Annotated in this window: 19 protein-coding genes; 6 read left to right on the forward strand and 13 right to left on the reverse strand. The window is 59.3% G+C overall.

The window, feature by feature from the left end; genetic code table 11:
• Positions 1–44: 44 nt before the first annotated feature.
• From BLT86_RS17465 to BLT86_RS17475, 3 genes are all read right to left on the reverse strand, one after another.
• The gene (locus BLT86_RS17465) at positions 45–1,418 is read right to left on the reverse strand and encodes a tyrosine-type recombinase/integrase (protein ID WP_038664511.1); all 1,374 of its coding nucleotides are present in this window, start codon (positions 1,416–1,418) and stop codon (positions 45–47) included.
• A gap of 337 nt (positions 1,419–1,755) precedes the next feature.
• The gene (locus BLT86_RS17470; protein WP_092378502.1) at positions 1,756–2,700 is read right to left on the reverse strand and encodes a glycosyltransferase family 2 protein; all 945 of its coding nucleotides are present in this window, start codon (positions 2,698–2,700) and stop codon (positions 1,756–1,758) included.
• 11 nt (positions 2,701–2,711) lie between these two features.
• A complete protein-coding gene (locus tag BLT86_RS17475) occupies positions 2,712–3,728 on the reverse strand; it encodes an NAD-dependent epimerase/dehydratase family protein (RefSeq protein ID WP_092378504.1) in 1,017 nt (338 codons plus the stop codon).
• Between the two features lie 758 nt (positions 3,729–4,486).
• Between BLT86_RS17475 and BLT86_RS17485 the strand changes: the two genes are divergently transcribed.
• Positions 4,487–5,596 carry an acyltransferase family protein gene (locus BLT86_RS17485; protein WP_092378510.1) on the forward strand — a complete coding sequence of 370 codons (1,110 nt, stop codon included), beginning with the start codon at positions 4,487–4,489 and terminating at the stop codon, positions 5,594–5,596.
• A 10-nt stretch (positions 5,597–5,606) separates the two neighbouring features.
• The gene (locus BLT86_RS17490) at positions 5,607–6,692 is read left to right on the forward strand and encodes an acyltransferase family protein (protein WP_197676069.1); all 1,086 of its coding nucleotides are present in this window, start codon (positions 5,607–5,609) and stop codon (positions 6,690–6,692) included.
• Positions 6,693–6,696: 4 nt separating this feature from the next.
• Here BLT86_RS17490 and BLT86_RS17495 read toward each other — a convergent pair whose 3' ends face one another.
• The 10 genes from BLT86_RS17495 to BLT86_RS17540 all read right to left on the reverse strand — a co-directional run bounded on the left by BLT86_RS17495 (position 6,697) and on the right by BLT86_RS17540 (position 20,196).
• The gene (locus BLT86_RS17495) at positions 6,697–8,106 is read right to left on the reverse strand and encodes a lipid II flippase MurJ (RefSeq protein ID WP_092378513.1); all 1,410 of its coding nucleotides are present in this window, start codon (positions 8,104–8,106) and stop codon (positions 6,697–6,699) included.
• 11 nt (positions 8,107–8,117) lie between these two features.
• Complete coding sequence (locus tag BLT86_RS17500) at positions 8,118–9,527, reverse strand: O-antigen ligase family protein (RefSeq protein WP_231976550.1); 1,410 nt, start codon at positions 9,525–9,527, stop codon at positions 8,118–8,120.
• Positions 9,524–10,624, reverse strand: a complete 1,101-nt coding sequence (locus tag BLT86_RS17505) for a glycosyltransferase family 4 protein (RefSeq protein ID WP_092378519.1) — start codon at positions 10,622–10,624, stop codon at positions 9,524–9,526. The genes BLT86_RS17500 and BLT86_RS17505 overlap by 4 nt, the downstream gene beginning before the upstream one ends.
• Positions 10,615–11,832, reverse strand: a complete 1,218-nt coding sequence (locus tag BLT86_RS17510) for a glycosyltransferase family 4 protein (protein WP_092378522.1) — start codon at positions 11,830–11,832, stop codon at positions 10,615–10,617. Before BLT86_RS17510 ends, BLT86_RS17505 begins: the two co-directional genes overlap by 10 nt.
• A gap of 3 nt (positions 11,833–11,835) precedes the next feature.
• Positions 11,836–13,167 (reverse strand): beta-xylosidase, encoded by a 1,332-nt coding sequence (locus BLT86_RS17515; protein ID WP_092378524.1) that lies wholly within the window; start codon positions 13,165–13,167, stop codon positions 11,836–11,838.
• On the reverse strand, positions 13,157–14,347 hold the full coding sequence (locus BLT86_RS17520; RefSeq protein WP_092378527.1) for a glycosyltransferase: 1,191 nt from the start codon (positions 14,345–14,347) through the stop codon (positions 13,157–13,159). The genes BLT86_RS17515 and BLT86_RS17520 overlap by 11 nt, the downstream gene beginning before the upstream one ends.
• Complete coding sequence (locus BLT86_RS17525; protein ID WP_092378531.1) at positions 14,347–16,335, reverse strand: GumC family protein; 1,989 nt, start codon at positions 16,333–16,335, stop codon at positions 14,347–14,349. The genes BLT86_RS17520 and BLT86_RS17525 overlap by 1 nt, the downstream gene beginning before the upstream one ends.
• A gap of 18 nt (positions 16,336–16,353) precedes the next feature.
• The gene (locus BLT86_RS17530) at positions 16,354–17,121 is read right to left on the reverse strand and encodes a polysaccharide biosynthesis/export family protein (protein ID WP_092378534.1); all 768 of its coding nucleotides are present in this window, start codon (positions 17,119–17,121) and stop codon (positions 16,354–16,356) included.
• A 184-nt stretch (positions 17,122–17,305) separates the two neighbouring features.
• The gene (locus BLT86_RS17535; RefSeq protein ID WP_092378537.1) at positions 17,306–18,763 is read right to left on the reverse strand and encodes a mannose-1-phosphate guanylyltransferase/mannose-6-phosphate isomerase; all 1,458 of its coding nucleotides are present in this window, start codon (positions 18,761–18,763) and stop codon (positions 17,306–17,308) included.
• Positions 18,763–20,196, reverse strand: coding sequence for an undecaprenyl-phosphate glucose phosphotransferase (locus BLT86_RS17540; protein ID WP_092378540.1), 1,434 nt, complete (start codon positions 20,194–20,196; stop codon positions 18,763–18,765). The genes BLT86_RS17535 and BLT86_RS17540 overlap by 1 nt, the downstream gene beginning before the upstream one ends.
• Positions 20,197–20,628: 432 nt before the next feature.
• Between BLT86_RS17540 and rfbB the strand changes: the two genes are divergently transcribed.
• The 4 genes from rfbB to rfbD all read left to right on the forward strand — a co-directional run bounded on the left by rfbB (position 20,629) and on the right by rfbD (position 24,055).
• Positions 20,629–21,690, forward strand: a complete 1,062-nt coding sequence (gene rfbB, locus BLT86_RS17545; protein ID WP_092378544.1) for a dTDP-glucose 4,6-dehydratase — start codon at positions 20,629–20,631, stop codon at positions 21,688–21,690.
• An 87-nt stretch (positions 21,691–21,777) separates the two neighbouring features.
• Positions 21,778–22,650, forward strand: a complete 873-nt coding sequence (gene rfbA, locus BLT86_RS17550; protein ID WP_092378547.1) for a glucose-1-phosphate thymidylyltransferase RfbA — start codon at positions 21,778–21,780, stop codon at positions 22,648–22,650.
• Complete coding sequence (gene rfbC / locus BLT86_RS17555; RefSeq protein WP_064495044.1) at positions 22,647–23,195, forward strand: dTDP-4-dehydrorhamnose 3,5-epimerase; 549 nt, start codon at positions 22,647–22,649, stop codon at positions 23,193–23,195. Before rfbA ends, rfbC begins: the two co-directional genes overlap by 4 nt.
• Positions 23,192–24,055 (forward strand): dTDP-4-dehydrorhamnose reductase, encoded by an 864-nt coding sequence (rfbD, locus tag BLT86_RS17560; protein ID WP_092378550.1) that lies wholly within the window; start codon positions 23,192–23,194, stop codon positions 24,053–24,055. Before rfbC ends, rfbD begins: the two co-directional genes overlap by 4 nt.
• Positions 24,056–24,099 lie beyond the last annotated feature (44 nt).

Consider the following 24,099-nt stretch of genomic DNA (forward strand, 5'->3'; position numbering starts at 1 on the left):
AGCCCCTGATCGCCCGCAGCAGCGAGGCTGCTCAGGACATAGCTTTATTCCCCCTCATCATCTGGTGCAGAGGCCTCCATGCGCCGCCCGTAGAACCCTACCCAGTCCACGTCACCAAACTCCTTCTGCAGCAACCCCTTCAGATAGGCATGCCACCCCTGGAGAGCCTCAGCCTTTTCTTCAAAGTATGAGTAACGGTCATAGATCGCATCCACCGACAGGTCCTTATGGTTGAGGATGCGACTGCGCACGTCCTTGCCCAAGCCATGCTTGGACATGTGCGTGGTTGCCGTACGGCGCAAGTCATGCACGGTCGGACGCGGATAGCCGTCTGCGACCCGCAGCAGGCTCTCCTCTTCAACACGCTCTGGGTCCTTCAGATAGTCATCGTAGAAGCGGCGCATGGCGCGGTTGAGTGAGGGCTGTGTCTGCGGCTTGGCGGGCCAGCGCCCCGGAAACACGTACTGCCCCGGGCTCGGCAATTTTCTACTGTCAGCCCAGCGCTCAGGGTCACTCGACATCACGTTCTGAACCTGCCGCTCACGCAGGTATTTCAGAATGCTCAGCACATCCTCGGAAAGCGGAATGGCAATCGGGTTTTCGTTTTTTTCAAACAGGCCACTGCGGTCCCAGATCACATCGTCGAGATCAATGTCGACCCAACGCATGGTGACGATGCGCCCGGAACGCTGCGCCAGCATCAGACTCAGCAACAGCGAAAACCGCGTATTGGTTGTCAGCGAGGCACCGGCCAGCTGGTGCAGAAACCACACCAACTCATGCCGGTTAAGGCTGCGCTCGCGGCGTTTTTCCTTGGCGACACGCGGCATCTTCACCAGCGGTGTGGCCTCAAGAATCTGCCGCTCCACGCAGAAGTTGAACAGCTTGCGGATCACGGACAGCAGGCGGTTGGCCTGCACCGGCGCGGTTTTGGCTTTGTGATCAAGCAGCGCAATCACCTCCTTGCGCCTGATGTCAGCAATTTTGGTCTTGCCCAGGTGGGGGACAAACTCGCTGCGCAGCATGCGCTCATCCTCACGCCACGACTTCTTGTTCTTTTCGGCCCACTCCAGGTAGCTGACAATCGCCTCTTCGAGCGTCGGGCTAGTGCGGTACGCAACCAACTCGACGAGCTTCTTCTTCCCAGGATCGACGCCCTGCTTGAGCAGCTCCCCCGCCTGCGCGGCCTTAGCACGCGCCTCAGCGAGGGACAGCTCGGGGTATTTGCCCAGGGTCAGACGCCGAGAGTCGCCATGAAAGCTGTAGAGCAAGATGAAACTTATGCATGTTTTGTTGACCCGCACGCCGAAGGTACCCTGCCCGGGCATGGGCGGATCGAGGTAGTCCTGACGGCCTTTTTGCGGGTCGTACTTGAGCCGTTGGAGGATGTGCTCCTTCATCGCCACGCGCTGTTTCATCTGCCCGCTCCTGACCAATTCCGGGGTAGGTTTGGGGTAGGACTATAGCCCACGGGGTAGGTTTGGGGTAGGAATTTGACTAAAGATTAAACAGCGGTTAGATTTTTCAACGCAGCCCAGTAAAATCGACTTATCCCTTTATATTCATGCATTTACATAGCCTAAATGCTTGTCAATTTTGCTGATACGACCTGTGGAAAACCTGCATTTTACACTGACTTGTAATCAGTAGGTCCCGGGTTCGACTCCTGGTGCCGGCACCATATAAAACACAAAGGCCCGCTATTCAGCGGGCCTTTGTGTTTTATACGCTCAATCTTTCCTCTGTCGCCCAGACCTATGCATAAGGGCTATCCCAGTAGCGCTTGTACATACCGAGCTTCTTCTTCAGCTGTTGAGACATACCCTTTTCACTCTGCCCCAGCTTATATGCCACTAGCTTGCAGGCATTGCGGAAAATGGCCGATGGCCACAGATAGAAACGCGAAAGCCCCAGAAAGATCAGCTCGGACTTGACGAAACGCAGTCCCTCGCCACCCGCGCCACCGAAGCGCTCACGAATCCAGGGCTCACGGGCGTGGAATACCCCCATATCGAAGTAACGGCGAAACTCTTCCTGCACGCTGTAGTTATGCGAATGCCGACACCTGGCCTCGCCGGCATAGGCGATCTTCCAACCGGCGAGCAACATCTTCGCCGTCGCATACATGTCCTCGGCAAAGATCACGTGCTCAGGGAAGCCCCCCACGGCCAGCAGAGCCTCGCCACGATAGGCCGCGAAGGAGTTGGACATGAACGCTGCCTTGATCCCGAGCACTGGCACGTCCTCAAGCGTTTTCACCTGGGACGTTGCCGAGTAGTTGAACAGGCGCGCATGTTGCGCCATTGGCGTAGCGTCCAGGTGTGGTAATTGACGACCACATACGGCGCCGACTCGCTCGTCCGAGAAGGGGGCGAGCAGGTGTTCGATGGCCTCTGAATCCTCGAGGTAAGCGTCCTGGGTCAGAAAGACATAGATGTCATAACCCGGATTGGCGCCAACCATCATCTGCCGGGTTCCACCATGATTGAACTGACTGCTGGGAATAGAGACCACTCCCGGCACCCGGGCTCGTGCAAGTTCCGCGGTACCGTCTTGCGAGCTGGAGTCGACGATGAATAAATCGAAGCTCGCACTCTGGCGTTCCAGCGAATCGAGCAGACGCTCCAGCTCCTTGCGCCCGTTGTAGGTGGGCACGATACAGGCGACGCGCAGGTTCGGATTTACTGCTTGATCAGTCATGTGCACGCCTCTCATTGCCACTCTTGCGGGCAGCTTCTCTTCCAATCCGCAAAAGCACTCTCCAGCGTGTACTGATAGGGATAATCCCTCTCCACCAGGTAGGTAGGCAGAATGTTGTTGGATCTGACCAGTTTGCGGATGCGTACAGGGCTGAAGGGATGCTTGATGCCAAGAGGTTTGGCCACAGTTTCGATGATGTATGCCACTGCCAACAGCAGCGGGTAGGAAATCGCTGGCACGCGTCGTTTGACGGCTGCCACCTTGCAGACGACCTCGACATACTCCTGGATGGATGGCCCCGGGTTCATCGACATGTTGAACAGATCGACGCGAGGCTCCTCCGTCTCCTGCCGCTGTAACACCCACCACATGGCGCTGCACAACTCCTTCACATAGGTGCCCGCCTTGCGGGTCGCACGGTTGCCCATGTAGAAAAAGTAGCGATGCAGTACCGCCTTGATCAATCTGGAAACGTTCCCCCCCTCACCCGGCCCGAAAACCACACCAGGCCGCACAATGACCAGCCGCCGACTGGCAGCATCACGCGCCTGCCAGATCTGATGAATCTTCTCGGCTACCAACTTGGAGCCACCATAGGCTGTCGCCGGAACCGGTAGCGAGCGCTCGTCCTTCACGGCATCGCTTGGGCCGTAAGGAGAAATCGAGCTGGTGAAGATCATGCGCTTGCAACCCACCTTGTCGGCCCAGGCGCATACGTTCTCCGCACCTAGCAGGTTGGTTTCGTAATATTCGACATCCTCATGCCCAGGCTCACGGTGCACCGCAGCAAAGTTGGCGATCAGGTCGACCGGCTCAGCAGGCATCCACTCGATGGGCTTACGCACATCCCAAAGAACCACTTCGGTCCTTGTTGAACTGCTGAGTAGCTGACGCCGAAAGGCGCTGGCTTTCTGCTCGAGCGCCTCATGATCAACGACATAGACCTTGTCAAAGCCCTGCTCATCGAGAAGAAAGCGGGCGAAGAAACTTCCGATGAATCCCGTGCCACCAAAAATGACCGCAATCATTGCCACCCCCTAGAAAAACGAAACAGGGCACCCACGACCTAATCCCGACTCGTCACCACACGGCTCTCGGGCCACGCCTACCGCGAACCACAATAGGCAGACCTGCGGCGGCGGGAATTAGGAGGATATGGGTAACACTAGCGCCCTTCTCTGCTGTAATGCGCACCACGGTCATAGACTTCCATGACCTTGCACTCGACTCCGTTACTGAACAGCAGTTTGTTGTCGTCCGAATAGGGGACGTAAAAGAGGACGGCATTCTCACTATATGCAGGTTCGAGACACTTATAGGTTCTTATATATAGAAGATCATCCATGGTCGCGTATGTATCAGCAGCATACTTCTTTATCAGCATCCTTACAGGATCGTCATCTGCTGCATGCGCTGCCGGATAGAGCCCCGCCAGGTAAAAGACTGCGGATATAACAAGGGGCTTAGAAATTACCAATCGAAACATTGATGACTCCATAACCAAACATCGTCCTCTCACGGAACCCCCTATACAACAACGACCTTAGCTGCAACCGGCGACTCCGATGCAGTCAGGTTAAAGCACCGCCAGCACCGCGCTCAAGCTTCCGAGGCCACTTGCCAGCGCAAGCTGCATGATGGCATGCTGCCCCATATATCGCACGCAAAACTCCAATAGACCATCACGTCTTACCTTATATTTTCTGCCAAAGTATTGATGCCATTTTTTCGACAGTGCCGTTCGCTTGTTGAACAGCCACTGCTTTTTGAATAACGGGAGCGCCTTATGTCCAAGTTGAACACTCTGCAGGCATTTCGCTGTATTGGCCTGACCGGGGTCGTCATTGGTCACATGACGTTCGCTGAAGAGAAATATTCTGGCGCCACTTTATTGCCAGCAGAGATAAAAGACTTCAATCAGCTATTTATCGATTGGTTTTTTGTCGTCAGTGGTTTCATCATGGTCATGGTTTCTCGAGGAAGATTCCAAGTCCCCAAGGAAATCGCCAAATTCGCATATGCCAGGGTTGCGCGCATCTACCCACCTTACTGGGTGTACTTCTTCATCACCCTTGCCGTGTTCCTCATCATGCCTCAGTGGATTAATAGCGCGCACGGTGAGCCGAATCTCTGGAAATCCTTCTTTCTGGTGCCCGACAAGAACCTCCCACTGGTGATGGTGGCTTGGTCACTGGTCTTCGAAATGTGGTTCTACCTGGTCTTCACATCACTGATGCTGTTCCGCGAACGCTACCTGCCCTGGATTCTGGCAAGCTGGGCCGGGCTGATCATTTGCGCCAACTTGGCGTTCGATACCTCCAGCTTCGGTCCTGTCTTGCGCTTGATTCTGCATCCCTACGCAATCGAATTCGTAATGGGAAGCCTGATTGCCCTGTTCTATTTCAGCCCACTGAGTGAGCGCGTCTCAACCCGCGTGGCCATCGGCATGTTGTTGTTCGTGCCACTGATTGGCGTACCAGTGGGCTATAACCTCGGCCTGTTCCGGGGCGAAGGCCTGGTACGCGTATTCAGCCTTGGCACCCTGTTCGGTCTGTTGACCATCGGCGCCACCCTGCTGGAGCGCCGCGACAAACTGAGCGTTCCAAACTTCATGGTTGCCATCGGTGACAGCTCCTACACCACCTACCTATCGCACCTATTGGTGATCGGCGTGATCGGAAAGCTGTGGGTTCTCTTCGAACTGGCCTCCCCCAGCCTGATAGGCAATATCGCATTCCTCGTCATCATGTTCTCAGCAGTGATGATCTATGGGCTGGTGGGCTTCCGCCTCATAGAGGAACCCTTGATGAATGCGGCCAATAATCTGGGCAAGAAGATCTTCAAGAAGAAACCCGCCCCCAATTCTGCCGCGCTGGCAGCGAGGCACGCAGAGTGATTCATCATCCATGAGTATCAGCAGCCCGCGTCTGCGACAGAACAACTTCGATCTCATTCGCTTGCTGCTGGCATTGGCTGTCTGCCTGTTGCACGCCCATGAGCTCTCGGGTGCCAGCGAGCTGGGTATTATCGATACCTTGCTGTCGGGCAAGATCGCCATCGAGTCGTTCTTCGTGATCAGCGGCTTCCTGATCTTCATGAGTTACGAGAAATCCCGGTCTCTGACCAGCTACTTCGAAAAACGCGCCCGGCGCATCTATCCGGCCTACTTCGTCTCGGTAACGCTGGCAGCGATTCTGCTCTCGAGCATCAGCGACCGCTCGTTGTCTGCGTACTTCCTGTCCAGCGAGTTCGCTCAATACCTCACGACCAATCTCGCCTTTCTCAACTTCCTACAGCCGGATTTACCGGGTGTGTTCACAGAAAACCGTATGGCCGCCGTCAATGGCGCGCTGTGGACGATCAAGATTGAAGTGATGTTCTACCTGAGTGTTCCGGTGATCGTCTGGCTATGCCGACGCCTGGGACGCTCGCGTATCTTGCTGGCATTATTCGTCGCCTCGACAGCCTACTCGCTGATCATGTTCCACCTGCACGAAAGCACGGGCCGAGGCATGTATTTCCAACTGGAGAAACAGCTGCCCGGGCAACTGCGCTTCTTCATCGCAGGCGCAGCACTCTATTACCTGCTGCCTTTTTTTGAACGCCATGTGAAATGGCTGGTACTGGCCGCGGCGATCTACTTCCTGGCTCGCCCGCTGATCGAGGTGGAGGCACTCAAGCCGATCGCCCTGGCGATCCTGGTGATCTTCTTTGCGCTGTACAACTACGTCGGGAACTTCTGCAAGTTCGGCGACTTCTCCTATGGCGTATATATTCTGCACTTTCCCATCGCGCAGACGATGGTGCATTTCGGCGCCTTCGAGGCCAATGCCTGGCTGGCTCTGCTGGCCACCGTAGGTCTGACGCTGTTCGCAGCGGCTCTGATGTGGCACGGAGTGGAGAAACGTTGGCTGCACAAGAACAGCCACTACGTCCAGGCAGGCCAGGAAGGTCAAAGCGATGCCCCAGGCAGCAGGGCCCGAGCGCGGTGAATCCCTAGGCGGCTCGCCAGGGTCTGAGCCAAGCTGCTAGCAAGACCATCAGCAGTCCAGAGATGACGATCGTGGAACCAAGCTGCCACCAGCCCAGCGGCACGCTCAGTGGAATCAGCAGCGCCAACGCAGGCATTGCCAGCCCCAAGCCCCACTGCCTCTTCCAATCCAGGCTGCCCAGCAAACGCTGCTTACACATCAGCAAGAACCCCGTCAGCAGCACGCCGAGCAATGCTGCAAGGGCAATTCCCTTGAGTCCTAAGATCCACGGCAGGATCATCAGGAACACCACATTGAGAGCATTGCCGCTCAGTTCGCAGGCCAGAGGCAAACGTGTGTCGCCGGCTGCATAGGCGTAGCGCGCCAGCAATGCATTCCAGGCTGCGAACAGTAGCGTCAGCCCCAACCAACCAAGCAAAGCGGCCAACACGCCCCCACTGGCTTGGCTAGGAAGCAGCAGTTGGATCAGAGGCTCTGCAGCGCCCACCAGACCAACAGCAACAGGGACGGTCAGCAAGGTCGCCATAGCGGTACCCCGGCGCAATAGAGCCAAGCGTTCCTGCTCCGACTTGCCGCCCATCAGCCCCAACAGAACCTGATTGAGGCTCATCAGCGCGACCATCGGCAGATTGATGAGCTTACGTGCAAAGTTCAGCCAGGTTACCGCGCCCTCCCCCAGCAGCGAAGCGATCATTCTTTCCAGCAATGCCAGTCCCTGGCTGGCCATGGTGCTGGCCAGCAGAGGCCCAAGTCGTCTCAGCAACTGTTGACCGCAATCTCTGTCAGCCTGGAAACGCCAGGGTCGCCATCCCATGCCGCGCATGGCTGGAAGCAGCGCCATGGGCATGAGCCAGCTGCCGAGCAGACAACTGCTCGCCAATCCTGAAGGCGTCGCCTGCTCCCCCATCACGGCGAGATAGATCACCGGCGGCAGATTGAAGAGCAGGGAGCCAAGGCCAGCCAGCACGAAGCGGGCATGCGCCTGAAGGGGAATGCAAAGCAGCGCATGAAGCATGAAACCCGGCACGCACCAGGCCAGCACTTGCAGGCTCTGCATGGCCAGCATGCGCCCTTCGTCGGACAAGCCGGGGCCAATCAGCATGACCCACAAGGGCGCCGCGACATGAAACAGCACGGTTATCAGCAAGGCACAGCCCAATACCCGCCCGGTCAGCGCCGATAGCCATGCCTCGCGCTGGGCAGCGTCGCGCTCTTGATACAGCGGTAACGCCGCCGAGCTGAACAGCCCGGTGGCAAGTGCCATGCGCACCGCCTCGGGCAAAAACAACGCGACGAGGAACGCGTCGCTACGCAAACTGGCGCCCCAGGCGTCGATCAGCAGCCATTCACGGGCGAAACCCGCCGCAAGGCCAATCAACGTGGCCAGCGTCAGCCAGAGCGTGGAACCGAGCATGCTTCTGTGCCTCACGATAGGTGTGGCGAGGCGTTTTCAGAGAGCATCGGCGCGCCTGATCGCAAGCGCCGGGACTCCAGCAGATTCAATCCGATCATCAGCCAGAACAAACCGACCAGAACCGGCTGGAAGCTGAAGTAATGATCGAAGATACCGCTGAACAACGCAGCCATCAGACCTGAGGTAGTGCCGAGCCAGACCGCATTATCCGCAGTCAGGTCGGTTCGTTTGCCACTCGGCCGTGTCTCCCGCCACCAACTCCAGGTCGCGGCGATGAACAGGAACATACCAGGCAGGCCCAGCTTGTAGACGATGTTCAGCCACAGGTTGGATATGCCGTGCAAGTCAGTCCCAGGAACCGGCGGTTCCACCTTGAAACCGATACCCAGCGGATAAGTGGCCATGGCCCGCGGGAAGTTGGAATATTCGGTAAAACGCATGGAGGTACTGGCATCGCTGACATCGAACATGGCGATAACGCGATCCTGCAATGGCGGGTAGGACAGCACCAGCAGCGCGCTGAAGGCGATACCACACATCAACAGGCGGCCGGTATAAGGCACGCGACGAATCGCCAGCCAGATCAACACCACACCGAGGCTCAGTAGCGCACCGCGCGAGCCACTGAGCAACAGCGCGATGATACCCGTCACCCCAACGGACAAGCCCAGCAGGCGACGCCAGCCGATCCGGGTGATGCCATAGCAGAAGGCCAGAGGCAGGAGCAGGGCCATGGCACCACCCAGCGTATTGGGGTGAATCCAGGGCGAGCCCATACGCAGGAATACAGCGCCGGAGGTATCGCCAATCACCTCCTCCAGAGTCGCATAACCCAGTTTGGTCAGCAGCGGATTAAGCGCCACCGCAGAACGCTCGGCCAGGAAGATGGGCAAGGAAAGCATCAGCATCGCCAAGGCACCGAACAGCAGTGCCTGCACCATCGACTCTCTCGCCCCCTCATCGCGCAGCAGGCGCATTGCCAGAAAAATCAGCGACACGTTGGCCATCCAGCGTACCCAGTTGGCAACGCCATTACCCTGGGCTTGAACCATCACCTGGCCGACTACGAAAGGGAAGGCGCTGAACAGGATCAACGCCAGGACGTATCGCTCCGTTGTCCCGCCCTTACGAGCCTGGGTGGTGCCTTCGAAGATGCCCTGAAACAGCACGCAGGCCCAGATGACCAGGATGAGCAACTCCGAGACGGTCGTGCGTACACCCACGTTGATGGTCGAGTAAGGCAGGAAATTGGCGATCAGCCCGAACAACAGCAAGCCCAGCAATGGGCGGCGCAGAAGATTGAGGCCAATGACCATGGCGACGATCAGCACCACGACCTTCAGCGGCGACATGAACCAAAGCAGGACGCCAAACACCAGCCCCGAGATCAACGCTATCGGCATCCCAAAGGACGATGTCATGACTGCAACTCCTGTAGCAGTTCGGCAACGCGGGCGCGATAGGGCTGCTCCGCGTAACGCCTGGCCCAATCACGCAAGACCTGGCGATCGGGTTCATCGGGACGAGCAAGGCGATGCATGAGTTCGATCACGGCCGCAGCGTCATAAGGACTGAAGCGTGGCGTTCCCTCAGGCACGATCTCGTCGAGCGACGTACCACTGGCAACGGCCACCGGCGTGCCGACGGCCATCGCTTCGATCACCGGCAAACCAAAACCCTCGGCATAGGAGGGATGCCACAGACGCTCAGCAGCACCATATAGCCCCTGCAACTCGGCATCACCGAGTGTGGGCATGAGATGTACTCCCGGCAGTTCACGTTGTTGCGGCGCAACGAATTCGCCACCGCCGACCAACACCAGATCCGGGATGGCCGGATCAGTCAGACGTGCCTTGTGCCAGTGCTCAATGAACCAAGCGATGTTCTTGCGCGGCTCACGCGTACCAACCAACAACCAGAAACGAGATGGCAATGGCTGCTCTGGCAGCATGGGCTCAAGGGTACTGCTGGGCACCAGGTTGGAAAGCACGCGCACCTTGGGCGCGGCTGACGGGAAGACGCGTGCCACCTCATCGGCGCTGTATTGCGAAGGTGTCCAGATACGATCAGCGACATTCACCGAGTAACGAATCGAGAGGTTGTCACTGATGCGATAGACCGTTTCACGAAGCCAGGTGGCGTGGTGGTTCTTCAGGTGCAACTGAAACAGATCGTGAAGCTGCAGAACATAGCGCACCCCTGACGGTCTGGGAGGCAACGGCAACCCCATGTTGAAGGTACTGATATGCACGTCGATACCCGCTCGCCGCAGCGCCCAGGGCATGTAACCCAGTTCGAAACGCAAGCGGCGCGGCAGACGATGCTGGCCATCGACCGTGCTATCCCAGGTCGGGCAGTGCGCGGTTGCACGCAACGGATGATCCAACGGGGCAGGCGTGAACAGATGCAGATCGACACCCGGCAGCTCTTCCAGCACCTTGGCCAGAGCCAGGTTCTGGCGACCGATGCCGTTGTGCGGGTTGCTGATACCAGGCCGGTAATCCAGACCTACTCGCATGCCAACTCCCCGGGTTTGCCGACAGTTGCATACACGTCCAGCAGTTGCTGCGCAGCGACGCTCCAGTCATGCGCCCTGCCGACGTAGGCACGACCTGCCGCCCCCATTCGCTGGATCGCAGCCGGGTCAGCCAGTTGCTTCGATATTGCAACGGCAAGCGCCTCGGCATCTTCACCGCCGTCATACTCGGCTCCGGCCGTAACGGCCAGACCGGAAACGCCCTGCGCAGTGGTGACCACCGCCAGCCCTGCTGCCATGGCCTCTAGCACCTTGAGTTTGGAGCCACCACCGGTACGCAGTGGGGCGAAGAAAATCGCCGCCCGAGACTGTAGAGCAGTCAGATCCGGTACAAAGGCATGCCATTCGATGCGCTCATCCGGCCAGCGCTGCGGCCATTCAGCCGGCAACGCATAGCCCGCAATGGTGATGCGTGCCTCGGGTTGCAATTGCCAGACTCGGGGCATCACTTCACCCATGGCCCACTCCACGGCATCCACATTGGGCGGGTACTCATAATTGCCGATGAATAGCAGACGATTGCTGTCGTAAGCCGGGGTAACCGCAGCATAACGCGCGCAATCGACGCCATTGACCACCACCGGGATATGTCGCCCGGTAATCGCCCCCAGTTCTTGCGCATCCGCTTCGGTTACAGCCACTACCTGCGCCGCTAGCGCCATGACATGCCGCTCCCAGCGGCGATAACGCCACTGGTCGAACCACACCATCGGCCGGAGCCAAGCCGGGAAACGGTCATAGATCGCCCCCCCCAAAGCCGACTCGACGTTGTGCTCGGTGAGGATGAACGGTTGAGCGGTCTGACGCAGTACCTGTTCGTATGGCTGAAAGCTGTAGCTGTGCTCGATCTGTATGACATCCCATGGCTGCTTCAGCAACTCGGCGAAACGTCGACTCAAGTCAGGCGCATGACCGTTGATGCTCGCCAACATCGGCAATGGCGACAGTGCAGCGGTCAGGAGTGTGGTCGGGCTTCGCAGCGGCCGCCGTGGCAAGACGATCAATTGTTCGAGCAGAGGCTCCAGCACCTTGCGGGCCTCATCATCGAGAGGCACTTTGCTTTGCACCAACAGCGTAATGCGATGCCCTGCCTGTGCCAGAGCACGCAACAGATTGAACTGCCGCGTCTTGCCACCACTGCTCGTCGGCCATGGCAGATAAGGCAGAACCCAAAGAATCCTAAGCGACATCACTCAATCCCATACCAGCAGTTGCAGGCTGGGCTTGAGCCCAACCACGAGAGCACCGCCCTCTCCCTTCAGAACCTGCTCGGTACCGCGTAGCGGGTCGTACAGCGTAGCCTGGCGTACGCCATCAAGGTGCAGCTTGCCAGCCGTGGCACTCCAGGCCATCAACAGCTTCTTGCCATCACCACGCGTCCAGGAAACGCTGTAGAGATCTTTTGGGGTCTGGGCGAACTTGGGTGGCTCTGCCGGTTCCAGGCGCGGCCCGGTGACCTTGAGAAAGTTCTTCAGCGCATTGAATACCGGTTTCGGCTCACCATTGAGGTCGAGCAAGCCGTAGGACTGGTCGCGAACACTGGCTCGAGCATCCAGATCGCTGAGGTTGAAAAGGAAGATGCGATCGAAATCCAGCGCACTCATCAGCGCCAGGCGGCGCAACGTGTAATCGGCCTGCCCGGAAACGCCGATGATCGCCTGCATTTCCTTGGGCCCGGAATAACTGGACCAACCCCACTCGGTTGCCCAGATCTGCTTGATGCCCTCCCCACGCAAACCGCCGTTGACATAACGGACGGTCTCGACGAAATCGTTCTTGCCCAGCTCGTTGGTTTCCGGGTACTCGGTATAGGGGTGATAGGCGGTGATCAGGTTGTAGTCGGCCAAGCCCTTTTCAAGCAGCGACTTGAGCATCAAGTTCATGCCGCGAGTGGGCATCTGACTGAAGTAGGCCATGCCCGCAGTGAGCAGCGGTTTGTCAGGAAAACGCTTGCGCACCGTCACGACGGCATCGTGCAGCAATGCCGCGTAAGCATCGGGGTCTTCCTTCGGGCGCCAGAACGGCGGCAGGTTCGGCTCGTTCCAGATCTGCCAGGCGTCGAATTGCGGGTAACGCTCGACGAAATTCGCCAGGCTCTCGCTGTATAGACGGTTGTCCTTTGGCGGGAAGGAATCCTGGTAGGGAGAGTTGGCCGGAGCGCTGGTGGCGAAGGGGGCGGAGCCGGAAAGAAAGCCTACGGCCTTGAATTTTTCCTCGGCCATGACCTTGGTTGCGGCATCGAAAGGTGGGTAATAACGGCCTGGTGCAGACTCCAGCAAAGCCCAATGCATGGCGATACGAACCCATTGCAGATCGAGTTCGTGCAAACGCGCCATCTGCTTGCGATAGGTCGCTTCGGGAAAGAAATGGAACTGCGCGTTGACGCCCAGAAAGTCCTTCCAGACCACCGGACGATCCGGTTTCAGGCTGGTAACTTCCGCCTCGGCATTGCGACTGAGAATGACAGCCACGAACAAGACAAGCGCAACCAGGAGCGCGGATAGAACAACTCGCTTACTTCGCATGATCCCTACCCTCGCAAAGGTTGGTGAACAGCGCCTTGAAACGCTGAGCAGTGGCTGGCCAGCGTCGCTCATGACCGATCTGCGTGGCACGTTCAGCCCATTGCAGGCAGCGCTGCGGAGCCTCCAACAGCTCCTGCAGTTCCTGCGCCAGGGCGTTTACATCCCCTTGTGCATATATCGCCCCGTTCCCGGTGGCGACCTCCTCGGCGAAAGCACGGGCATCAGAGGTGATCACGCCACGTCCGCACGCCGCTGCCCAGGACAACGCACCACTGGTACCACGCTGCTCGCCCAGCAGCCTCAGCTTCTTCGACTCGCGATACGGCAACACCATCACATGGTGTGCCTTGATCTGCGTGGCGATATCCTCGGCCGGCAGATCCAGACGCCATTCCACGAGCGACTCGAGCCCCTGCTCGATGATGCGTCTGCGCAACTGATCGAGATAGCTGCCACCTGGCTCGAAAGCCATTTCAGGCGCGCTGCCGCCAGCCAGGGTCAGGCGTACCCGTGACAGCATCTGGGGTTGGCGACGAACCACCAGCGCCAAGGCATCAAGCAGATCCTCGATACCCTTGCCGCGATAGATGAACCCGAAATAGAGCAGCCGCAGCGGCTCCAGTGGCGGCAATGGCGTCGGCTCGATCACCTGATTGCCATGGGCAATGACATGCACCTTGTCCGCCGGCAAACGCATACGACGAACCAGGCAATTGTGTCCCGTCTCCGTCAGCGTCACCAGGGCATCGAGGCTGTTTGCCAGTTGACGCTCCTCGTAAAGGCACAGTGGGTCGGCCAGCACAGTGGCCGCCTGCGGCCATGGCGACGGCATGGACTGCGCCAGAGACAACGGCCAAGGCAGCGAAGCACGCCGCCATACCAGGCGCTCGGGATCATGCACGGTGGCCGACAGCGGCAGCCCTGGATAGCGCGCCCGCAGGGCTCTCAGTGCATGGAACTCGGCCAGTCGACCGCCACCCAACTCGGCATGCACGACATCCACGCCACTCCAGTCGAACTCTGCCACCCGAGCCGCAGCTCGCTGCGGATCATTGCCGCAGCCAGCCAGTGGAGTGATCACTTCTACCGAGCTGGCCTCCAGTGCCATCTTGAGCACTGCGGCATAATCCGCAATCCCCGTCTGTTCGGGCGGCAACGGCGCCAACAAGGCAACCCGCATCAGACCACGCCTCGCACCCTGGCGATCACGCGCAGCACACGATCAGGCACTTCGAAGCGACGACGGTTGATGATCACGCCATCGACCTTATTGAACGCGGTATTCAGCACACCGATGGCATGCGCCACCGTCGGGATGTTGCTCTGCTGCGCCTCGACGACCAGTGCCACCAGATCGGCCTTGCGCAGACTCACGAAAGACTCGGGGCTCGATAGCAACGCCGAGGCATCCAGCAATACGATTTCGCCTGGCTGAGCCGGCGCATCACCCACACGCACCTTGTAGCCGCGCTCTTCGAGCAGTCGGCGCAGATGGCCGATGATGAAACTGACTCCTTCACCACGGCGCGCCGAGGTCAAACCGAACACCAACCCACGCTCACCGACCTGATCCAACGGCAGTAGGCCGTACAAACGATAGAGCGCAGCCAGAAAAGCGCTGTTCTGGGTCGGATCGCCAGAAACCTCTGGCAGCGTGGTCCACAGCGGAACCCCGAACTTGTCCGCGAAACGACCGCCGTCATGAATCCGCTGATCCAACAGGTAGCAGAAGTAGATCGTCAGGAAGCCAACCAGAATACTCAGCGGCAGAGCCAGCACGAGCATCAGCAGACTTTTAGGGAACACCCGGCTCGGGTTGAAAGTGGCCTGCTCGATCATTGCGATGTTGCTGATCCGGCTGTTATCCAGCTCCCGGTCGATCCGCGCCTTTTCCAGGCTTTCGTCGTACAGCGCAAAGTTTCTCTCGGCAGCCGTCAATTCACGCTGCAGGCGAGCCAGTTCGGGCTCAACGGACAGAGCCTTGACGCGTTCCTCTTCGAGAATCTTGAGCTGCTCCTCCTGGCGGATCAGTTGCGCTTTCAGGCGTGCCAGATCGGACTGTTGATCCATGAAGTTACTGCGCAGACGCTCGGCAATCGGATTCGGGGCGCGGTTCTGGGAAACCTGCAGGGTATCGGCCTCCGCTTTGACCATTGCCTCCAGGCTGGCGATGGTCTCGTCGATGCTCTTCACCGGCGGTGCATTCTCGGTGAAGGTGCGCAGCAGATCCTGACGCTCAGCGCGCTTGCCATTGAGCATACGCAGCAGATCCTGCTGCACGGGGTTAAGGGCAACTTCACGCGAGGTACTGATCTCGGCCGGCAAACTCTTGATCTGCTGATCCAGGGTAGCCAGGCTGCCCTCGGTAGAGGAAATCAGCCGGCGAGTGTTGAACCTGTCGGTACGCAACTGGTTGATGCGCTCAGACAGATTCTGCAGATGCGCCTCCATACCGATGGCACCCAGCTCATCCAGGCCTGCAGTCAACTCCTGCTTGAGTTTGAGAATCTCGGCGGAACTCGCTTCGCTCTGGTTCAAGTAGAAATCATAGAGACTGCGACGCCCTAATGCGCGGGTACGCTCCTCCAGATATAGATCGACCCAGCTCTGTACCACCGACTGCGCCACTGCCGGATCGCTCCAGCGAAAGCGAATTTCCATCACCGACGAACCGGGAGCGTGGGTCACACTGAATTTGTCTTCCAGCTTGGTCGCCAAGCGATCGACTGGTGTCTGCTCTTCAGCGAGCCCCAGTAACTGGAAAAAACCACGGACAAGTTCGATGGCGCCACTGACCGCCTGACCGACATAATATTTGACCGTGGGCAGGAAACCTTCAGGACGCGGGGCATTGGCCAGCTCTTCTAGGTAACGTTCAGCGACCTGACGACTAATCGGCCGCCCCGTCAGCATGCGCTCTTCGTCCAGAATCGGATCACGCTGAGTCGCAGGCATGACTATCGACTGGCGGTCAGCGACCTCGATAGGCAGTGTATTGGTGTCACGCCCAGGTTTTACCAACAGACGTGCGCTGGACTCGAATGAGGTCGGCAGCAAAAAAGCGCCCAGCAATACGACCACCAGAGTGACTACAACCGCCAGCTTGAACTCCCTGAAGAAGATGAAGAACAGGCGCAACAGATCACGGAATGTGCGAATTTCGATCATGAGAGCTGTCCTTGGCGATTAGTTGTTGCGCAGGTCATAGTTGGCGCCAATCCCGATCGTTTTGACGAACGGGATCAGCTGATTCAGATAGAGGTCGACGCCCTCAATGCGATTACCCACACCGGACTTGGGCACGAAAACCACATCACCACGTTGCAACGCGACAGCGCGGCGGCCCTGTTCGCCACCTTGAAGCAGTTGGCTGAAGTCGATGAAGTAAGTCTTGTAAAGCCCATCAGCATTCGAACGCAGCAGCGCGACGTTACGGCTGTCGGCGTCAGGCATGACGCCACCAGCAGTGACGATGGCCTGCTCAAGAGTGGACGCGATACTGGCCGAGTAGGGCTGAGGGTTTCGCACCGATCCCCCCACGAACACCGTGTTACCCGGCGCCTGATTGATATTCACCGTGACCCCTGGCTCACGGTAGTAGGGCTTCAGCCTCTCCTCCAGGATCGCGGCCAGCTGCTCAGGGGTTCTGCCACCCGCCTCTACCTTGCCGATGAAGGGGTAGGAGAAGCTGCCGTCATTGAGCACCGTATAGAGCGTCAACTCATAGATTGAGTTGGCGGTGAATGCCGAGATGGTCGGTGTTTCGCCACTGTTTCTAACGATGCGCAGGACATCGCCCGGATAAATGCGCTCCTGCACCGGAGGAAGGTCAGCCAGGGTCAACGCCGCCGCATGACCAGCCTCGACGGTGTCAGAATCAGGCAGTCCGATGCGAGCCGGCGTATTACAGGCCGTCAAGCCCAGCGTCACAACGATCAGCAACAGTGCTTTCATGTGGGAAGTTCCCTTTAAGATCCCAATATTCACTTTCAATACCCCGAAACCATGCGCAAGCAGCGCCTGAGTGCCGTATCCAAACGACGCTCACCACGACCGCTCTATAAACCCAGAAACAAAGGAGCCACACTGCGGCTCCGTATTCGCACCAGGCGCCCGGCTGAGCGCCTGAGGCCCTCTATCAATTACTTTTCTCGCCCGCTGGCGCACGACCATAGATATCGTTGAAGCGGACAATGTCGTCCTCGCCCAGATACTCGCCGCTCTGCACCTCGATCATCACCAGATCGATCACCCCAGGATTTACCAGGCGGTGACTGTGCCCAGCGGGAATGAAGGTCGACTCATTGGTGTTGAGCAAAAAGTCGCGCTCGCCGTTCATCACCCGGGCCATACCGCTGACCACTACCCAGTGCTCGCTGCGATGGTGGTGCATCTGCAGCGACAGGGATTCGCCGGGGCGGACCATGATGCGCTTGATCTTGAAGCGCGCACCCTCCTCCAGCACGGTGTAGGTGCCCCACGGGCGAGTCACCGCACGGTGCAGACGATAGGCATCGTGACCGCGCTTCTTCAGCTCCTGAGCGACGAATTTGACGTCCTGCGTGCAGTGGGCATCAGCGATCAGCAAGGCATCCGGAGTGTCGACCACCACCAGGTCGCGTACCCCTACGGCACCGACCAGGCGCTTGGGCGAGTCGATGTAGCAACCCTGCACGTTATGCAAAATCACCTCGCCGTTGACCTGATTGCCGTTGGCATCTGCTGGCGTCAGTTCACGCAATGCCTGCCACGAGCCGATGTCGCTCCAGCCCAGATCGCAAGGCACGACTGCTACTCTGGAGGAGCGCTCCATGAGGGCATAGTCGATGGAGATATCCGTTACCTCGGCGAAACTGGGCGCATCCAGCTCACATTGCTTGCCCTGCTTGCCTTCGACGGCCCCACTCAGTGCCAGGCATCTCTCCACGCCCTCGACGACCTGCGGCGCATGTTCGCGAAGTTCGCGCAGCAGCACGTCGGCGCGGAAACAGAACATGCCGGCGTTCCACAGATGTTCGCCGCCCTCCAAGTACGCCTGCGCGGTCTGCAGGTCGGGCTTCTCGACGAAACTGGCTACGCGATACCCACCGGCCTCCAACGCTTCACCCTGCTGGATATAGCCATAACCGGTCTCCGCATGGCCGGGGCGGATGCCGAAAGTGACCAGCCAGCCCGCCTCGGCCAGATCGCGCGCACGCGCCACCGCGGAAACGAAAGCCTGCTGATCACGAATCAGGTGATCGGCCGGCAGCACCAGCAACTGCGCCTCCTCACCGTAGTGACGAACGGCATGCAACGCTGCCGCGGCAATCGCCGGTGCCGTGTTGCGCCCCATCGGTTCGAGGAGAAAATCCAGCCCCAGGCGCCCACTATTCAGCGGCCGGTAGTCGTCCAGGGTGCGAAACAGCAGCTCCCGATTGATCACCGTCAGCAGCCTGGTCACATCATCCAGGCCAGCGACACGCTCGAAGGTCTTCTGCAGCAGGCTGAGACCATCGGCCAAACGCATGAAAGGCTTGGGCATAGCCTCACGCGATACCGGCCACAGACGGGTGCCGGCACCACCGGCGACGATGCAGGGAATCAGCGTGCTCATCAGTAGGCCTCGCGGGTGAAGATGACCGCAGGCAAGGTGCGGAAGAGGATGTACAGGTCGAACCAGACCGACCAGTTCTCGATGTACTGCAGGTCGTACTCGACACGTTTCTCAATCTTTTCCAGCGTATCGGTTTCGCCCCGATAGCCATTGATCTGCGCCCAGCCGGTGATGCCGGGCTTAACGCGATGCCGCGCGGTGTACTCCTTGACCGCGTCCTCAAAGAGGATTCCGGCCGCCTTGGTCGCCGTGGCATGGGGGCGGGGCCCGACCATGGACATGCTGCCGAGCAGCACGTTGAACAGTTGCGGCAGCTCGTCGAGACTGGTCTTGCGGATAAAGCGGCCGACCCGGGTGATGCGATCATCGCCGCGGGTGGTCTGGTGCTCGGCGTTGGCATCGGCACGGTCGCAGTACATCGAGCGGAACTTGAACACTTCGATCAGGCGATTGTTGTAACCGTAACGTTTCTGCCGGAACAGTATCGGGCCGGGCGAGTCGAGCTTGATGGCCAATGCCACCAGAACCATCACCGGCAACGCAGGTATCAGCGCCAGACTCGCCAGCACCAGGTCCTCGAGGCGCTTGATCAGGGGCGACCAGCCATCCAGCGGACGCTCCGATACGTTGAACATGGGCAGTCCGCCCACCTCGGTGATGCGGTTGCGTGCATGCCGAAAGGCGAGCATGTCCGGCACGAGTAAGACGTTGACCGGCAACTTGCGCAGCTCGCGCACGATCTGGCCGATGCGGTTCTCTGCCGACCAGGGCAGCGCCACCAACACCTGAGTGACCCGCTCGCGGCGGATCAGGCTCTCCAGGTCCCGGCTGTCACCCAGCAACGGCAAGCCCGCCAGAGTGTCTGGTATGCGGCCGATACGATCATCGATAAAACCAATCAGACCGGAGCGGATATCGCAATGACGCGACATGTACTCGGCCAGGCGCACGCCGTTTTCGGTACCACCAAGAATGACAGCACTCTGCAGGAACTGACCAGCACCAGCCCATCGCCTGAATAACGACAAAAGAAGCAAGCGCTCCGCACCAAACGCCAATAAACTGACGACAAACCAGAGCGCGAGAAGATGCCCTTCCATGAACCCGAACATCTCCAGTGCCTGATGCATGAACAGCAGCAGACAAAATGCCGCCGACCAAGCGAAAAACATCACGCGAAAGCGCAGCAGATTGCTGAAGATATCTTCAGAGTAGACGTCCAAAGCCTGGAACATCAGGACCGTCAGCACGCCGAAGAAAAACAGAATTGCACTATAACTTTGTGTTAGAGAACGCTCTTCCGACAACCACAGCAGCAACAGCAGTCCAGGCAACGCGGCAGTAAAGCCGTGTACCAGGCGCATCCCCGCCAGGAAATACTGAACAAAGCCAGGGCGTGCCAGCAATGAGCTACCGTGCGAAAGCTGACCCATGATATTTACTCCCGCCACATCTTCCGAGAACATCTCGCCCGCAGGCGACAGAAAAAAGGCAGTAAGAGGAAAATTTCGCGCAATACGACAGAATGCTGTCGCTTCTGTTATGGTGCGACTTAACCACTTTTATGATGGCCTTTCAACATCCATCCGACATTAGGATGGAGTTAAAAATTGACGTCATATAAACGCCGCAACCAAGCATCTTTTGACCAGACATCCCATGGGCGGAAGTACGTCCGGATTGCCTAGCGGCGCCTCTATGATCGGATTACCAAATACCAGAGAGGTGAGGCGTCAGGGTAGAGGCGCCCCGGCAACCGAATGACCTGAGCGGCAGGACAGCTTTCCTCCCCTATTTCATGTGGCTGCCTTATCATCCGCAGCCGACGACTAGCGTTCATGTTCCACAGGTAAAGGGCATCATCCATGCGCATCCTGATCACCGGCGGTGCCGGCTTTATCGGTTCGGCTCTGATCCGTCATCTGATCCGTCACACCGAGCATGAGGCTCTCAACCTCGACAAGTTGACCTACGCCGGCAACCTGGAATCGCTTGCCCCCGTTGATGACAACCCGCGTTACCGTTTCGTCCAGGCGGATATCGCCGACAGCCCTGTGGTTGCGCAGACGCTGGCCGAGTTCCAGCCCGACGCGATCATGCACCTGGCTGCCGAGTCTCATGTCGACCGCTCCATCGATGGCCCAGCGGCCTTTATCCAGACCAATATCGTCGGCACCTACAGCCTGCTGGAAAGCACCCGCGCCTATTGGCTTGGCCTGAGCGCAGAACGCAAAGCGGCGTTTCGCTTTCATCACATTTCCACCGACGAGGTGTATGGCGACCTGCACGGTGTCGATGACCTCTTCACCGAAACCACTCCCTACGCGCCCAGCTCGCCTTATTCGGCGAGCAAGGCGGCGTCCGACCATCTGGTGCGTGCCTGGCAGCGCACCTATGGCCTGCCGGTGCTGATCACCAACTGCTCGAACAACTACGGCCCCTATCATTTCCCCGAAAAGCTGATCCCACTGATGATCCTCAACGCCCTGGCGGGCAAACCGCTGCCGGTGTATGGCAACGGTCAGCAGGTGCGCGACTGGCTGTATGTGGAAGACCACGCGCGCGCCCTGCTCAAGGTGGTCAGCGAAGGTCAGGTCGGCGAGACCTACAACATCGGCGGCCATAATGAACAGAAGAACCTGGATGTGGTACGCGCCATCTGCGCGCTTCTGGAAGAGCTGGCACCACAGAAGCCGGCCGGTATCGAGCGCTATGAAGACCTCATCACCTACGTGCAAGATCGTCCTGGCCATGACCTGCGCTACGCCATCGACGCCAGCAAGATCGAGCGCGAGTTGGGTTGGGTACCGCAGGAAACCTTCGAAACCGGCCTGCGCAAGACCGTGCAGTGGTATCTAGATAACCTCGAATGGTGCCGCCGCGTTCAGGATGGCAGTTATCAGGGCCAGCGACTCGGCGCACTCTAGAGCTCAAGACGTAGGGCGGGTGCAACCCGCCAGCCAGGCAGCGGCGGGTTGCACCCGCCCTACGCATCGACAAGGAACATAGAAAACATGAAAGGCATCATCCTCGCCGGCGGCTCCGGCACCCGCTTGCACCCCATCACCCTCGGCGTGTCCAAGCAACTGCTGCCGATCTATGACAAGCCGATGATCTACTACCCGTTGTCGGTGCTGATGCTGGCCGGCATTCGCGAGATTCTGATCATCTCCACCCCCGAAGATCTGCCCAACTTCCGCAAGATGCTCGGTAACGGCAGCCAGTTCGGTATCGACCTGCAGTATGCCGAGCAACCTTCTCCCGACGGCCTGGCGCAAGCCTTCCTGATCGGCGAGTCGTTCATTGGCAACGACTCGGTATGCCTGATCCTCGGCGACAACATCTTCCATGGTCAGCACTTCACCGAGAAGCTGCTGCGCGCGGCCACCCACAATAGCGGTGCCACGGTCTTCGGCTACTGGGTCAGCGACCCGGAGCGTTTCGGCGTGGTCGAGTTCGACGCCGCCGGCAATGCGCTGTCGATCGAGGAAAAGCCGGCAAAACCCAAGTCCAGCTTTGCCGTGACCGGCCTGTATTTCTACGACAACGACGTGGTGCAGATCGCCAAGGCGGTCAAGCCCTCGCCACGCGGCGAGCTGGAAATCACCGATGTGAACAACGCCTATCTGGCCCGTGGCGACCTGCGCGTTGAGCGCTTCGGCCGCGGTTTCGCCTGGCTAGACACCGGAACCCACGACAGCCTGCTCGACGCCTCGCACTACGTGCAGACCGTGGAAAAGCGCCAGGGCCTGAAGGTCGCCTGCCTCGAAGAAATCGCCTATCAGCAGGGCTGGATCGACCGCGACAAACTGCTCGCGTGCGCCAAGGCGCTGGGCAAGACCGGCTACGGTCAGTACCTGTACAAGCTTGCCGAGGAACTCCCATGAAGGTGATTACCACTGCATTGCCGGAAGTGCTGATTCTCGAACCCCAGGTTTTCGGTGACGAACGCGGCTTCTTCTACGAGAGTTTCAACGCACGGCGCTTTGCCGAAGCCACCGGGGTAACCCGCGAATTCGTCCAGGACAACCATTCGCGCTCCGCGCGCGGCGTGCTGCGCGGCCTGCACTATCAACTGCAGCAGGCCCAGGGCAAGCTGGTGCGCGTCAGTGCCGGCGAGGTCTATGACGTCGCGGTCGACGTACGCCGCAGCTCGGCGAATTTCGGCAAGTGGGTCGGCGTGCATCTGTCCGCCGAAAACAAACGCCAGCTGTGGGTGCCGGAAGGTTTCGCCCACGGCTTCCTGGTACTCAGCGAATACGCCGAATTCCTCTACAAGACCACCGACTACTACGCCCCCGCCCATGAGCGCTGCATCCGCTGGGACGACCCACAGTTGGCCATCGACTGGCCGCTCGAGGGCCTGTCGCCACAACTCTCGGCCAAGGACCAACAGGGCCTGAGCCTGACCGACGCCGAGACCTTCGCATGAAGATCCTGATCAGCGGCCACACCGGCCAGGTCGCTCGCGAACTGCAACTGGCCCTGCACGAGCACGAACTGATCAGTCTCGGCAGGCAGGCATTCGACCTGTCGCGCCCGGACAGCCTGCGCGAAACCATTCTGCGCGAGCGGCCGGCGCTGGTGATCAATGCCGCCGCCTACACTGCCGTCGACCAGGCCGAGCAGGAACGAGAGCTGGCCTTCGCCATCAATGCCGAGGCGCCAGGCGTCATGGCCGATGCCTGTTTCGAGCTGGATATCCCGCTGATCCACTACTCCACCGACTACGTATTCGACGGCAGCAAGGCCACCCCCTACCGTGAGGCCGATACGCCACACCCGCTCGGCGTCTACGGTGCCAGCAAGGCGGCCGGCGAACAGGCGCTGCGCATCAGCGGCTGCGACCACCTGATCCTGCGCACCAGTTGGGTCTACTCGCAGCACGGGCGCAACTTCCTGCTGACCATGCAGCGCCTGCTGCAGGAGCGCGAAGAGCTCAGCGTGGTCGACGACCAGATCGGCGCGCCGACCTGGGCCGGCAGCATCGCCAGCGCCACCGCCGAACTGATCGACAAGTGGCAGCAGGGGCGCCATCACTGGGGCACCTACCACCTGACCTGCCAGGGCGAGACCAGTTGGTTCGGCTTCGCCAGCGCCATCGCCGAGCGCCTGCGTGCAGCCGGCAAACCCTGCGCTAGGCTGCGTCCCATTCCCAGCAGCGAATATCCGACACCGGCGCAGCGCCCCCTCAATTCGCGCCTGGATGGCGAGCGACTGGAGCAAGACTGGCAGGTTCGCCTGCCGGACTGGCGCACGGCACTGGATGCCTGCCTGCAACGCATGAACTGAAGGCCCTGCGTTTCATCCGCGCGGCCGGCGCACATCACCGGCCG

Source organism: Pseudomonas sihuiensis, assembly GCF_900106015.1.
Lineage (GTDB): Bacteria > Pseudomonadota > Gammaproteobacteria > Pseudomonadales > Pseudomonadaceae > Aquipseudomonas > Aquipseudomonas sihuiensis.